At 71.2% G+C, this 13,488-nt stretch carries 9 protein-coding genes; 2 read left to right on the top strand and 7 right to left on the bottom strand.

Annotated features, from left to right (window positions below; translation table 11 throughout):
• Positions 1–5 precede the first annotated feature (5 nt).
• A complete protein-coding gene (locus tag ACZ7M7_RS30815) occupies positions 6–1,568 on the bottom strand; it encodes a non-ribosomal peptide synthetase (RefSeq protein WP_472122380.1) in 1,563 nt (520 codons plus the stop codon).
• Positions 1,569–1,741: 173 nt separating this feature from the next.
• On the opposite strand from ACZ7M7_RS30815, the gene gntD reads away from it, so the two are divergent.
• Together gntD and ACZ7M7_RS30825 are read left to right on the top strand one after the other, a co-directional pair.
• Entirely contained in the window at positions 1,742–2,833 is a 1,092-nt protein-coding gene (gene gntD, locus ACZ7M7_RS30820) for a guanitoxin biosynthesis L-enduracididine beta-hydroxylase GntD (protein ID WP_383598268.1), read from the top strand.
• Between the two features lie 28 nt (positions 2,834–2,861).
• A complete protein-coding gene (locus ACZ7M7_RS30825; protein WP_472122381.1) occupies positions 2,862–4,103 on the top strand; it encodes an MFS transporter in 1,242 nt (413 codons plus the stop codon).
• 15 nt (positions 4,104–4,118) lie between these two features.
• On the opposite strand, the gene ACZ7M7_RS30830 is transcribed toward ACZ7M7_RS30825, so the two are convergent.
• The 6 genes from ACZ7M7_RS30830 to ACZ7M7_RS30855 are packed head-to-tail and all read right to left on the bottom strand — an operon-like array spanning position 4,119 to position 13,480.
• A complete protein-coding gene (locus ACZ7M7_RS30830; RefSeq protein WP_472122383.1) occupies positions 4,119–5,735 on the bottom strand; it encodes a condensation domain-containing protein in 1,617 nt (538 codons plus the stop codon).
• A 45-nt stretch (positions 5,736–5,780) separates the two neighbouring features.
• The gene (locus tag ACZ7M7_RS30835; RefSeq protein ID WP_472122384.1) at positions 5,781–7,115 is read right to left on the bottom strand and encodes a M20/M25/M40 family metallo-hydrolase; all 1,335 of its coding nucleotides are present in this window, start codon (positions 7,113–7,115) and stop codon (positions 5,781–5,783) included.
• A gap of 3 nt (positions 7,116–7,118) precedes the next feature.
• The gene (locus ACZ7M7_RS30840; RefSeq protein WP_472122386.1) at positions 7,119–8,207 is read right to left on the bottom strand and encodes an acyl-CoA dehydrogenase family protein; all 1,089 of its coding nucleotides are present in this window, start codon (positions 8,205–8,207) and stop codon (positions 7,119–7,121) included.
• Positions 8,204–9,367, bottom strand: a complete 1,164-nt coding sequence (locus ACZ7M7_RS30845) for an acyl-CoA dehydrogenase family protein (RefSeq protein ID WP_472122388.1) — start codon at positions 9,365–9,367, stop codon at positions 8,204–8,206. Before ACZ7M7_RS30845 ends, ACZ7M7_RS30840 begins: the two co-directional genes overlap by 4 nt.
• On the bottom strand, positions 9,364–12,639 hold the full coding sequence (locus tag ACZ7M7_RS30850) for a non-ribosomal peptide synthetase (RefSeq protein ID WP_472122390.1): 3,276 nt from the start codon (positions 12,637–12,639) through the stop codon (positions 9,364–9,366). The genes ACZ7M7_RS30845 and ACZ7M7_RS30850 overlap by 4 nt, the downstream gene beginning before the upstream one ends.
• Position 12,640: 1 nt before the next feature.
• A complete protein-coding gene (locus tag ACZ7M7_RS30855) occupies positions 12,641–13,480 on the bottom strand; it encodes a [LysW]-aminoadipate kinase (RefSeq protein WP_451166349.1) in 840 nt (279 codons plus the stop codon).
• Between the last annotated feature and the right edge of the window lie 8 nt (positions 13,481–13,488).

Here is a 13,488-nt window from a genome sequence, read left to right on the forward strand (position 1 = left end):
AGGGCTCAGTCCCGGTCGGCCGCGAGGTCGCGCAGTGCGGCGCGGTCGACCTTTCCGTTGGCCGTCAGCGGTACTGCGTCCACGGTGACGATCCGGGCGGGAATCATGTAGGAGGGCAGCAGCGGGCGCAGGTGCGCGCGGACCTCCGCGATCGACGGTGCGTCGGCCGCGTCGGACGGCGGCGCCAGGAAGGCGACGAGTGTGCGGTCCGAGCCGTCACCGGTGAGGTCGACCAGGGCGGCACCGACGCGCGGGTGGGTCTCCAGCGCGGCCTCGATCTCGCCCGGCTCGACCCGGTGGCCGTTCACCTTGAGCTGGGTGTCGATCCGGTCGAGGAACTCGATGTTGCCGTCCTCCCTCCGCCGCACGAGGTCGCCCGTGCGGTAGAGCCGGGCCCCGGGCGGGCCATACGGGTCGGGCACGAACTTCTCCGCCGTCAGCGCCGGGCGCCCGTGATAGCCGCGGGCCACCCCGACCCCGCCCATGAGAAGCTCACCGGCGACGCCCACGGGGACCTGCCGGCCGGCTTCGTCCACCACGTGGGCCTGGAGGTTGGCGATGGGGCGGCCGATCGGTGGCCTGCTCTCACGCAGCCCGGGCGGGCACAGATAGTCCGTCGACGTGACGGTGACCTCGGTGGGCCCGTAGGTGTTGTGCACCTGCCGGTGCTCTGCCTGAAAACGGTCGGCCAGCTCGCCCGGGAGCGCCTCGCCCCCGATGTTGGCCATCCGCAGATCGGGGAGTCCGGCGGGGTCGAGGAGACGGGCCACAGCGGGCGGTATGTCCATCACGGTGACCCGTTCGTCGCGGATCAGCGCGGTGAGCGCCCGCGGGTCGAGGAGGGTCAGCCGCGCCCCCTGGACCAGGGTGATCCCGTTGCAGAGCGCGGCGAAGATGTCGAAGACGCTCACGTCGAAGCACGGGTTCGCGAACTGCAGGATGCGGTCCGGCGGTTCGAGCCGATAGGCCCGCCTGCAGTACTCGGTCATGTTGACCACCGAGCGGTGCTGGACGAGCGTGCCCTTGGGAGCTCCGGTCGATCCGGACGTGTACAGCAGGTAGGCCAGGTTGTCGGGGAGGGCCGGGTAGTGCGGGTCGTCGCCGGGCAGTGCGGCCAGCGACGCCGCGATGGCGGGATCGTCCAGGCAGACCGGCAGGACGTCGTCGGGCAGCCTGGCGGCCGGCCCGCTCGTCGTGACCACGATCTCGCATCCGGCGTCCTGGACCATGTACGCGAGACGGCTCGCGGGCTGCTGTACGTCGAGCGGCAGATAGGCGGCGCCCGACTTGAGGATGCCGAGGAGCGTCACCGGAAGGTCGAGGCCGCGGTCGAGCAGGACGCCCACCACCGTCTCGGGGCCGATGCCGAGGCGGTGCAGATGCCGGGCCAGCCGGTTGGCACGCCGGTCCAGTTCGAGGTAGCTGAGTTCCTCGCCCTCGAACCGGCAGGCGGCCGCCTTGGGCCGTAGGGCCACCCATCGCTCGATGGCATGGTGCACACAGAGTCCGGCCGTGTCCGCGTAGTCCTCCGTGGCACCGTACCGGTCGGCTTGGATGACGTGTTCCACCGTCTTCGTCCCCCTGGGTTTTCGACACTGCCGGTGCGTCGACCCTGTCAGAACGTGGCGCTGCCACGTCGTAGGGATTCCTCCTGACTGTGTCCGTCCTTGCGGATCGCACATTCTCGGTACGGATGTCGTTGCCCGAGATGAAGCATGACCCGCGGCCAGGGAGGACCAACGTGGGCGGGACCCGTACACAGAACTTCGAGGCCGCGCTGAGCCCGCAGGACGGCATGCCATGCCTCCGGCTGACGTCGGCGGAGGCCGACACGCTGCGCGCGCTCGCCGAGGCCTTCGTCGAGGAGTTCGGCGCGGCCAAGCCCGCCGACCTCGAGCACCTGCTGGCCGAGATCGCCGTTCACGCACATCGCGCGCCGGAGCGGATGCGCTCCGTGCTGAACGGGTTCCGGCTGACGGGCCGTCCGAACGGCGGGCTGGTGCTGTCCGGCCTGCCGCTGGACGAGCAGGCCGTCGGTGCGACACCGCACGACTACACCGCCGCGCCGGACACCGCCGAGGTGACCACGGCGACGGCTCTCCTGCTGATGATCGGCTCCCTGCTCGGCGACCCCTTCTCCTATCTGTCGCAGCAGCGGGGCAAGCTGGTCCTGGACGTGTTTCCCATCGAGGGGCACGAGGGGGAGCAACTCGGCTCGAGCTCCACGACGTTGCTGGAATGGCACAACGAGGACGCGTTCCATCCCCACCGGGCCGACTGGATCATGCTGCTCTGTCTGCGCAACCCGGACGCGGTGCCGACCATGTTCGCGTCGGCCCACGATCTGGAACTCGACGAGGAGCACCGCAAGGTCCTCTTCGAGGACCGGTTCGTGATCCTGCCCGACGAGTCGCACACGGCCCAGTTCAACGCGGCGACCACCGGGATCGACGACGGTGACGGCCAGGCGGCCGCTTTCGAGCGCATACGACGGATGAACCACGAGCCGGAGCGGATCGCCATTCTGGGCGGCGACCCGGACATGCCCTACGTCCGGATCGACCCGGCGTTCATGCAGCGTGACCTGGGCGACGCCCTCGCCGAGCGGGCGCTGCAAGGCATTCTCGACGCCTTCGAAGCGCGTATGCGGGACGTGGCGTTGGCCTCCGGCGAGCTGCTGATCATCGACAACAAGCGGGCCGTGCACGGGCGCAGGCCCTTCAAGGCCCGCTACGACGGCACGGACCGCTGGCTGCGGCGCATCAACGTCACCGCGGACCTGCGCAGTTCGGCAGGACGCCGCTTCGGCGCCCATGGGCGTGCCCTGGTCTGACCGCCAACTGCCACCTTCGGGAGACGTCATGACGCAGACCGCGCCCGCGCCGGGCGGCCTCCTGAAGCAGCGGGACTTCCGTCTGTTCTGGACCGGCGACCTCGTGTCGCAACTGGGCTCGGAGATGACGCTGTTCGCCCTCCCGCTGGTGATGGTGAGCACACTGGACGCCTCCGGCACCCAGATCGGGCTGCTGGAGGCGTTCTACACGCTGCCGTTCTTCCTGCTGCCGCTGTTCGTCGGCGTGTGGCAGGAGCGCCGGGCCCGCCGGCCCGTGATGATCGCCACGGACCTCGCCCGATTCGTGCTGGTCGTCACCATCCCGGTCGCCGCCGTACTCGACGTACTCTCCCTCGCGCACGTCTATGTGGTCGCCGTGCTCGTCGGGGCTCTCAGCGTGGTGTACGACATCGCCGCCCGGTCGTACCTGCCGCGCCTCGTCGCGCCGGAACACCTCGGCTCGGCCAACAGCAAGCTCACCGCTGATCAGGCCGTGAGCGCGACGATGGGTCCGGGTGGTGGTGGCTGGCTGGCCGGCGCGTTCGGGGCGGCCAGTGTGCTGTTCCTGGACGCGCTGAGCTATCTGGTCTCCGCAGTGGCGATGATCGCGGTCCGCACCCGGGAGAAGCCCGAGCCGCCGCCCGCCGAGCGAGATCTGCGCCGGGAGCTCGCCGAGGGCCTGCGTGCGGTGTTCGGCAATCCGCCGGTGCGTGCCATCGCCCTCCACGCGGCCATCTACAACGCCGGCGGATCGCTGGTCAACGTGGCCTTTCTGGTCTTCTTCGTGCGTCAGCTCGACATGGGCACGTTCGCCTACGGTCTGGTCACCGTGATCGGTGGGATCGGAGCGATCTTCGGGGCCGTCTGCGTGCCCTTCCTCTTCGAGCGCATCGGCTACGGCCCCAGTCTGCTGGTCGCTCTGGCCTTCTCCACCAACGCCTACTTCCTGCTGCCGCTGTACACCGGTTCGGACACAGCGGTCTTCTGGGCGTCCGCGGTCGGCCTCTTCCTCGGGTACGCGGGCTCCGCCGCGGGCAGCGTGATCGCCGTGACGGTGCGCCAGAAGGTCACACCGCCCGAGCTGCACGCGCGGATGAACGCCACGTACCGGCTGATGAACTTCGGCACCATCCCGGTCGGTGCGGCCCTCGCCGGTGTGCTGGTCGACGGCATCGGTGCGCGTACGACGCTGTGGCTGGCGCCCTTCGTCCTGCTGGCGTCGGTGATCCCGGTCGCCAACCGCACCATCTGGCGGCTGCGGCAGCTGTGAGACCGGGCCGGCGGCTCAGACCGTGGCCGCCAGCTCCCGGATGGTGTGTTCCCCCAGCACCTTCTCCACGGGCAGCTCGACGCCGAGTTCCCGTGCGCGCATCACCACCCGTACGGCCCGCAGGGAGTTGCCGCCGGTGGCGTAGAACTCGTCGTCGACGCCGACCGTTTCGACGTCGAGCACCTCGGCCCACAACCGGCTGAGCAGCACCTCGGTCCGCGTGGTCGGCCGGCCGCCGAGCTCCTCACGGGGCAGCGGCTCCCGTTGAGCCGAGTCCTCCGCGTCCGCCGTGACGGCCGGACTGCGGTCGGCCAGCGGGCAGGGCAGCTGCGACACAGCCGCTCCGGGGTTCGCCGACGCACCTCGCAGCACGGTGACGACGGACCGGGCCAGCAGGTCCGCGGTCTCCTGAGCGAACAGGTCCGACTGGAGCACCACTGAGCCGCTGAGTGCGTCGTCGGCTCCGTCGAGATCGACGGTCACCTCGAAATGGGCGCGCTCCTGGAGCAGGGGCACCGGTTCGATCCTCAGTCCGGCGGCCTCCAACGCCTGGGGAAGCCATGTGTTGTTCACGGCCAGCATGGTCTGCGTCAACGGGGTGCGGCCCGGGCGCCGCTGCGGCTTCAGGGTGTCGACCAGCACCTCGAAGGGCACGTCGGGGCGCTGGTAGGCGCCCAGGCAGCGTTCCCGTACCTGCCGGAGCAGGCTGAGGAAGTCGGGATCACCCGACAGGTCGAGGCGTACGGGAAGGGTGTTGACGAAGAAGCCGACGAGCGACTCCAGTTCGGTCTGGGTGCGACCGGCGAAGGGCAGTCCGACGACGACGTCGTGCTGCCCGGTCCAGCGGGCGAGCACCGTGGCGTAGGCCGCGAGCACCACCATGAAGGGGGTGACGTCCCCGTCCGAGGCGACCGCCCGGAGCTGACGGATCATGAGAGCGGGCGGCGCCAGCGGCGCCTGCACCGTCCCGTAGTCCGGCGTCCCGCCCGGGAGCCTGTCCACGGGCAGCCGGAGCGGTTCACACTCGGTCAACTGGTCTTTCCAGTAAGCCAGTTGCTCATCGAGCTCACCCTCGTCCCAGCGCTGCTTCTGCCAGGCCGCGAAGTCCGCGTACTGCACCTGCAACTCGGGCAGCACATCCAGCCGTTCACCCCGGACCGCGGGCGGGTAGAGCGCCGTGAGCTCGCTCAGCAGCACGCCCAGCGACCAGCCGTCGGCCACCGCGTGGTGCACCACCACGGCGAACAGGTGCTCCTCGGGAGCCACCCGCATCAGCCGGCAGCGGATCAGCGGTCCACGCCCCAGATCGAAGGGGGTCTCGGCGAGGCGGCGCGCCTCGGCGAGCGCCGCGTCGTGGCCGCCGTCCACGTCCTCGACCGTGAGCCGCACCGGCTCCGGCGCGCGCACCACCTGCACGACTTCGGCGCCCTCCAGCTCCAGCACGGTCCGCAGTACCTCGTGCCGCTCCACCACTTCGGTCATCGCCGCGGCCAGGGCGTCCGGGTCGAGGCTGCCGCGCAGCCGCAGTCCCACCGCCTCGTTGTACAGCGGGGTGTCCGGCTGGATCTGTTCCAGCAGCCACAGCCGTTGCTGGCCGAACGAGGCGGGCAGCACGAAAAGGTCTTCGGTCATCTTGGCTCCCGCGGAGTGAAGGAATACCTCGGTGGCCGGCTACGGCTACCGGTAGTCGCGCAGCAGCGCGGTCATGCACTGGGTGCCGAACTCCAGCGCCTCGACGGGAATCCGCTCGTCGGCGCGGTGCAGCAGCGTCCGGTACGGGCTGCCCGCCGGCACCTTCATCGGCAGCCAGCCGTAGCAGCGGATGCCCAACTGGGCGAAGAAACCGGCGTCGGTGGAGGCCGGCGACATCATCGGCAGCGGCGCGGCGTCCGCGTCGGCCTTGCGGGTGATGTCGGCAAGCGTCTCGTAGAAGCCGCCGAACTCGGGCTCCGGGATCCTGCTCTGGTCCACGGCGAAGCCTTCCACCAGCAGCTCCAGGGGCGGTTCGGGGCCGATCAGGGCCCGCAGTTCGGAGACGAACTCCTCCCTGGTGTGGTCGCCGGGCAGGATGCGGCCGTCCAGGTCGACGGTGATCTCGCCCGGCACCACGTTGATCTTGTCGCCGGCCCGGACGACGGTGGGGTTGACCGTGTTGCGCAGCAACGAGTCGATCTGCAGGGCCTGGTCCTCCGGCAGCCCGGCCGGGGGCGCGTCACCGTCGTCGTCCCGGAGCGAGCGCAGCCGGCCGGCGAGCGGGTCGGGCAGGTGGCCGGCCAGCTCGGTCAGCATGCGGTGGGCGGCCGGACCGAGGTGGCGCGGCAGCCGCGCGCCGCTCAGGGCGGTCAGCAGGTGTCCGAGCTGCCGCATCGGGGTCTGCGGCGGCGCCAGGCGCGAGGCGTGGCCGCCGGGGCCCCGCAGCGTCACCCTGAACCAGCAGGCGCGCTTCTCCGCGACAACGATCGGATGGAAGCGCTGCCCGCCGAGTTCGATGCCCGCTCCGCCCTCCTCGCCCACCGCGTACCGGATCCCGGAGAACAGTTCGGGGTGCTCGCGGGTCAGCCACCGGGCTCCGGCGATGCTGCCGTGCTCCTCGTCGGCGACCACCGCGAGGACGACGTCTCCGGCCGGCCGCTGGCCCGCCTCGTGCAGACGGGCCAGCGACGACACCATCATCGCCAGGCCGCCCTTCATGTCGACGGAACCGCGGCCCCACACTTCACCGTCGACGAGCCTGGCCTCGAAGGGCGGGTGCTGCCAGTCCTGGCCGGTGACCGGCACGACGTCGGAGTGCCCGTGCAGGAGCAGCGGCGGGGCCGCGCCGCGGCCGGGGAAACGTACGATCAGATTCGCCCGGTCCCGGCTCGGGCCCAGGACTTTGATGTCCAGGTCGTCGCGGTGGGCGAAGCGGTCGATCAGGTACTCGGCGCAGGCGATCTCGTTGCCGGGCGGGTTGGTGGTGTCGATGCGGATCAGGTCCTGGAGCAGCGGCACCGGGTTCGTGAGCGAGTTCATGGGTCACTCCGAGGTCGGTTCGTACGCCGCGGCCAGCAACCGGGCTGCCTCCAGGCGCAGTTGGGTCGGACTGCCGAGCCGCACGCACTCCACGGCGGCGCACCGGTAGAACACCGAGACGTCGTACTCCTCGGTGAGTCCGGCGGCGCCGTGCAGGTGCACGGCCTCCGCCGTGGCCTCGCGGGCCAGGTCGGCGGCGAGGAAGAGGGCCTGCGCGGCGGTCAGCCGTATGTCGGCCCCGCGGTCGGCGTCGTCGGCCACCGCGTGCACCAGACTGCTCACGGCGGTGGCCTCGGCGGCCAGCGCCGCGAGCCGGAAGGCGGGAGCCTGCTGCTTGGCCAGCGGGCGGTCGAAGGCCGAGCGCTGTCGCAGCCTGCCGACCGTGAGTTCCAGCGCGGCGCGTGTCAGGCCGGTGAGATAGGCGGCCTGTTGGAGCCTGCCACGGGCCAGGGCGGCAGAGTAGTGCGGTCCCGCGGTGATCAGACCGTCGGTGACCGCCGCCGCGCCGTCGAGGGTGACCCGGTAGAGGTCCCCGCGCCCGATGTCGTCCTGACGGTGCAGGCGCACGCCGGGTCCGTCGGCCGGGACCAGCGCGTGGCCGTCCTCGCCGATCACCAGCAGGAAGTCGGCCTCGGCGGCGAAGGCGACGAAGCGCCGGGTGCCGCTGACCAGGCCGCGTGCCCGGTCCGGCGCGAGGGGCGCGGGCGTGCCCGGTTCGTCCGTGGTGTGTTCCCGCACGGCGAGGGCGCAGGTTCGTTCCCCCGACGCCATCGAGGTGAGGAGCTTGTCATGACGGCCGTCGGCTGCCAGCAGGTCGGCCGCGATCATGGTGTCCAGGTAGGGGCTCTGATAGAGCGCGGGTCCCATCAGCTCGGCCGCCCGTACCCGGCCCGCCATGGCGTCGGCCGGTCCCCCCAGCCGGGGCGGCAGCGCCGGGCGCAGGCCGTCCAGTTCGGCGAGGGTGGACCACACGCCCCGGCGGACCTCGGTCTCCTCCTCGTCCGGCGGTACGGGCCCGGCGCCCTTGGCTCGGGCGCCGAGGCGACGCAGGACCGGATTGAGTTCCTCGTGGAAGAGTTCGGCGACGTTCACAGCAGACCCAGTCCATTGGTCGCGATGAGATAGAGCATGATCTCGGAGGTGCCCGATGCCAGGCGATGGGCGGGCCCGAGGCGGTAGTTCGCTTCCAGCAGTCCCTGGGCGGGCGCTTCCCCGTCCCAGGCGGAGAGGACACCGCCGGCGCCCTCGAGGTCCATGCCGGCGCGCAGGATGGGCCGGAACTGCTCACTCGCGTACCACTTCGACATCGCCGAGGTGACCGGGTCGGCTCGGTCGGCGGCGAGGTTGTGGACCATCTCCCAGGCCAGGGAGCGGGCGGCCCGCAACTTGGCGTCCAGCTCGACCAGTTGCAGGGCGTAGGCCGGATCGGTGAGCCGGCCCGTCTCGGCGGCCCGCCGGATCACCAGGTCGAGCAGTCGTCGTGCCTTGCCGTGGAAGTCGATGCCCGTGCGCTCGAGTTGGAGCAGTTCGTTCAGCTGCCACCAGCCCTCGTCGACGGTTCCGACGACGTCCGCCGCGGTGAGCCGTACTCCGTCGATCACCACCAGGTTGAAGCGGTCGTTCTGGATGCTCGGCACCGGTTCGATGTGCACGCCGGGTGACCGGACCGGCAGCAGGAACAGGGTGATCCCGTGCATGCCGACCGCGCCGTCGGTGGTGCGGGCAGCGCACAGCGAGAAGTCGGCGAACTGGGTCTTCATGTTGAAGACCTTGGTGCCGTACAGCCGCCAGCCCTCCCCGTCGCGCTCCGCCCGAGTGCGCAGCGCGGACAGGTCGGAGCCTGCCTCGGGTTCCGTGAACAGGACACTGGCTGTCTGCTCACCACGCGCGAGCGCGGGCAGATACCGGCTCTTCTGCTCCTCGGTGCCCGCCTTGAGCAGGAACATGCCGACGATGTCGATGCTCAGGACGTGGACGTCGTCGGGCACCCCGGCAAGCGTCATCTCCTCGGTGACGACCGCCGCCTCCGGGGCGCCGAGGCCGAGGCCGCCGTGGGCGACCGGCCAGTTCGGGGCGAGCCATCCGCGTTCGCCGAGCAGCCGGTACAGGTTGAGACGGGCGGCCTCCTCGTCGGGCCGGTGTCCGGCGACGGCCGCGAGGGTGCGCTGTGCCTCGGGGCCGCGGAAGAACCGTCGCACCTCCTGCCGGAAGGCGTCGTGGCTGAGGGCGACCGCAGGTGCGGAGCTGGTCACTGTGTCTCCTCCAAATGCGCGAGGATCGCCGACAGTTCGTCGTCGGATGCCTCGTCCAGCTCGCTCGTCTCCACGAGTTCGGCGAGCTCGGCGATGGTGGACCGGACGAACAGCTCCCGCAGCTCCACCTCCACACCGAACGCCGTGCGGATCCGGGAGGCCAGCTGGGTCACCTTGAGCGAGTTGCCGCCGACGGCGAAGAAGCTGTCGTGGACGTCGATCTCGAGCGTCCCGTCGAGCAGTTCACGCCAGATCTCGGCGAGCATCAGCTCGGTCCGGGTGCTGGGCGGTACGGCCCGGCGTACGGCGCCCGCACCGGGTTCCGGCAGCCGCTTGCGGTCCAGTTTCCCGCTGCCGGCCCGGGGCAGCTCGGGCAGTTCCACGAAGGTCGCGGGGACCAGGTGGGCGGGCAGCAGTCCGGTCAGATGCCTGCGCAGCTCCTCGGGAGTGACCTCTCGGCCGGCGGTGACGGTCAGGTAGCACACCAGCCGGGCGTCGGCGCCGGAACCCGACACGATCACCACGGCCTCGTCGACGGCGTCATGGCCTTGCACGGCCTGCTCGATCTCACCGGGTTCGACGCGCAGCCCACGGATCTTGATCTGGTTGTCCACCCGGCCCAGGAAGGCGAGGTTGCCGTCGCTCCGCCGGACCACCAGGTCCCCGGTGCGATACAGCCTGGCGCCGGGGGGGCCGAACGGGTCGGGCACAAAGCGCTCAGCGGTGAGCCCGGGCTGGTGGGCGTATCCGCGGGCCACTCCGACGCCGCCGATGAGGAGTTCGCCGGGGATGCCGTCCGGCACCGGGTTGCCGTACCGGTCCACGACGTGGGCCCGGTAGTTCGCCATCGGGGTGCCGATCGGCGGCATGCTGGTGTACGTGCCGTCGGGGCAGAGGTAGTCGATGCAGGCGACGGTGGCCTCGGTCGGGCCGTACCCGTTGTGGAACTCTCGCCCCGGGATGTTCCACCGGTTCACGAGCTCGCCCGGGAACGCCTCGAGTCCCACGAACAGGGCGCGCAGTTCGGGAAAGGTGCTCTCGTCGAGCAGTCCGAGGACGGCCGGCGGCAGATCGGTGACCGTGACCCGCTCCGTGCGCATCAGCTCGGCCAGCCGGTCGGGGTCCAGCAGGGTCGCCTTGGGCGCCTGCACCAGTTGGGCTCCGGAGCACAGGCAGCTGAAGAAGTCGAACAGGCTGACGTCGTAGGCCGGGTTGGCGAACTGAAGCACCCGGTCGCCCACTTGGAGGGCGAACATGTCGATGCTCGCCCGGGTGAAGTTGACGATGCTCCGATGCTCGACCTGGACGCCCTTGGGTTTCCCGGTGGAACCGGACGTGAAGATCACGTAGGCGAGGTTGTCCGGTCGCACGACCAGGCGCGGCCGTTCGGTGGGCTGCTCGTCGAGGGCGGGGTCGTCCACGCAGACGGCTGTGACACCGGTCGGGAGCAGGGCGGCCTTGTCGCGGGTGGTGACCACCGTGGTGCAACGTGCCTCGGTCAGGACACTCTCCCAGCGGGCGGCCGGGTGGTCGGGGTCGAGAGGCAGATAGGCGCCGCCCGCCTTCTGGATGCCGAGGAAGGCCGCGGGCAGCTCGGGGCCCCGGTCCAGCAGGACGGCGACCACGCTCTCCGGGCCCGTGCCGGCCCGGCGCAGGGACCATGCCATCCGGTTGGCGTCCTGCTCCAGTTCCCGGTAGGTGCGACGGCGGCCGGCGAAGGAGGTGGCCACGGCGTCGGGTGACCGGTCCACCACCGACTCGAACAGTTCGTGCAGGCATCCGTCCGGTACGGGCGCGGTGTTGCAGCTCGCCTCGGTCAGCCGCTCGTGCTCCGGCTCGGTGAGCATGGGCAGCCGGCTGAGGGGGAGGTCCGGGTCGGCGGCCACCGCCGACAGGATCCGTTCGTAGTGCCCGAAGAGCCGCTCCACCCGGTCCGCGTCGTAGAGATCGGTGGAGTACTCCGCCCACAGCCGCAGGCCCTCGGGCACTTCGGTGAGCTGGACCGCGAGATCGAAGCGAGCGGTGTCGCCGTCCGCGGGGTACGCGGCGACCTCGACGTCCCCGATCCGGGCCGACTCCACGCCCGCGTGCTGGAGCGTGAAGGACGTCTGGAACAGCGGGTTACGGCTCGGATCGCGCTCGGGGCGCAGCTCGTCGACCAGCCGGCCGAACGGCAGCTCCTGATGGAAGTGGGCGCCCAGGACGGCCTCGTTGGCGCGGGCGAGGAGTTCGCGGAACGTCGGGTCGCCGGCCGTGGAACAGCGCAGCACGACCGTGTTGGCGAAGAAGCCGACCAGCGACTCGATCTCAGGGCGCTCGCGGCCCGAGAACACCGAGCCGAGGACGATGTCGTCCTGACCGGTGTAGCGGTCGCACAGGGCCGTGAACGCGGACAGCACCACGGTGAGCAGCGTGACCCGTTCGGTCCGGGCGAGCTGGTTCAGGACGGTGCCCAGCTCCGGCGGCAACAGCCGGTCCGTGGTGGCACCGGCGCCGGAGGGGACGGGTGGGCGTGGCCGGTCCGTCGGCAGGTCGAGGGTCGGCAGGTCGGCGAGCCGGCCCTTCCAGTACGTCAGGTGTTCGTCGAGGACGGCTCCGGTGACCCGGCCGCGCTGCCAGACGGCGTAGTCCGCGTACTGCACGGCCAGTTCGGGCAGCTGCGCCGGCGTCCCGGTGTGTTCCGCCTCGTAGAGATGGAACAGCTCGCCGACCAGGATGGGCAGGGACCATCCGTCGCTGGCGATGTGGTGCAGGGCCAGGACGAGTACGTACTCACGCGCCGCGGTGCGCACCAGGTGAGGGCGCAGGACCGGGCCCTTCTCGAGGTCGAACGGCTCCTGGACCAGGCCGAGCAGGAAACCCCTGACCTCTTCGTCGCCGGCGCCCTTGAGGTCGGTCACGGGCAACGGCACGGCACCTTGCGGCTCCGCGATGTCCTGGTAGGGCACGCCGTCGCGCAGCGGATAGCGGGTGCGCAGGATCTCGTGCCGGTCGACCAGCGCGTTCAGCGCCCTGCCGAGCGCCTGTTCGTCCAGGTCGGCACGGAGCGACAGGACGATCGGGGCGTTGTAGACGGCCTTTCCGGGATCCAGCTGGTCGAGGAACCACAGCCGTTGCTGGGTGAACGACAGCGGCAGCTCCCGGTCGCGGGCCACCGGGACCACACGCTCGCCGGTGCCCCGCACGCCTGCGCGCTGGCGTGCGCGCAGGGCGAGCAGGCTCTTGCGGGTGTCCGCGAGGCTCTTCCCGCCGTTGTTCGCTGGATTGGACATGTCACAGACTCCCGAGCGTTGCGGTGAACCTGACCGTGGTGCCGGCGCCGTCGAGCGCGGCGCTCACCGGGTCGGGGACGCGGCCGTCGGCAATCACCACCGTGCCCACCCCGGCGTCCAGCGCCGCGCGGGCGGCTTGCAGCTTGGCGGTCATGCCGCCGTGCACCGCCGCCTCGGTCACCGGCTCGTCCGACAGCTCGATCTGCGGTATCAGGGAACTCTCGTCGGCGGGATCGCGCAGCACCCCCGGCGCGGCGGTCAGCAGCACTAGCCGTACGGGACGGGTGCCGGCCAGCGCACCGGCGATCGCCGCGGCCAGCCGGTCCGCGTCCACGTTGACGGCCCCGTCGGCGCCGAGCGCGGGCGGGGAGACGACGGGCAGACAGCCGGCCTCCAGCAGGGTGACCAGCACGGCGGGGTCGACGTCCCGGATGCGGCCGCTGTGGTCGTCACGGACGACGACGGTGCGCCCGTCCAGGACGGCACGGTGGGCGGCGGTGCGCTTGGCGGTCACCAACCCCGCGTCCATCCCGGTCAGTCCGACCGGCCGGGCGCCGTGCCGGGCCAGCGCGGCCACCAGCGCGGGCTTGATCTTGCCCACCAGCGCCATCAGCAGCACCTCGAGGGTGGCGGGGTCCGTGTACCGGCTGGACGAGCCGCTGGGCGTGGTCAGCCGGCGCTGCGGCACGCCGAGCCGGTCGGCGAGCCGGTCGAGTTCGACCGCCCCGCCGTGCACCAGGACCGTGCGGCCGACCGGGAGGCGCGCCAGGTCGCGGCAGATGTCCTCCTGGGCGTGGGAGAGCCCGCCGCCGCACTTGACCACCGTGATCTCGTCAGTCATCGAACCAC

It is taken from the genome of Streptomyces sp. NPDC111606 (genome assembly GCF_055656945.1).

Coding starts and splice junctions, on each gene's coding strand:
- ACZ7M7_RS30825 (WP_472122381.1), top strand. CDS start 2,862: ATGACGCAGACCGCGCCCGCGCCGGGCGGCCTCCTGAAGCAGCGGGAC.
- ACZ7M7_RS30830 (WP_472122383.1), bottom strand. CDS start 5,735: ATGACCGAAGACCTTTTCGTGCTGCCCGCCTCGTTCGGCCAGCAACGG.
- ACZ7M7_RS30835 (WP_472122384.1), bottom strand. CDS start 7,115: ATGAACTCGCTCACGAACCCGGTGCCGCTGCTCCAGGACCTGATCCGC.
- ACZ7M7_RS30850 (WP_472122390.1), bottom strand. CDS start 12,639: ATGTCCAATCCAGCGAACAACGGCGGGAAGAGCCTCGCGGACACCCGC.
- ACZ7M7_RS30855 (WP_451166349.1), bottom strand. CDS start 13,480: ATGACTGACGAGATCACGGTGGTCAAGTGCGGCGGCGGGCTCTCCCAC.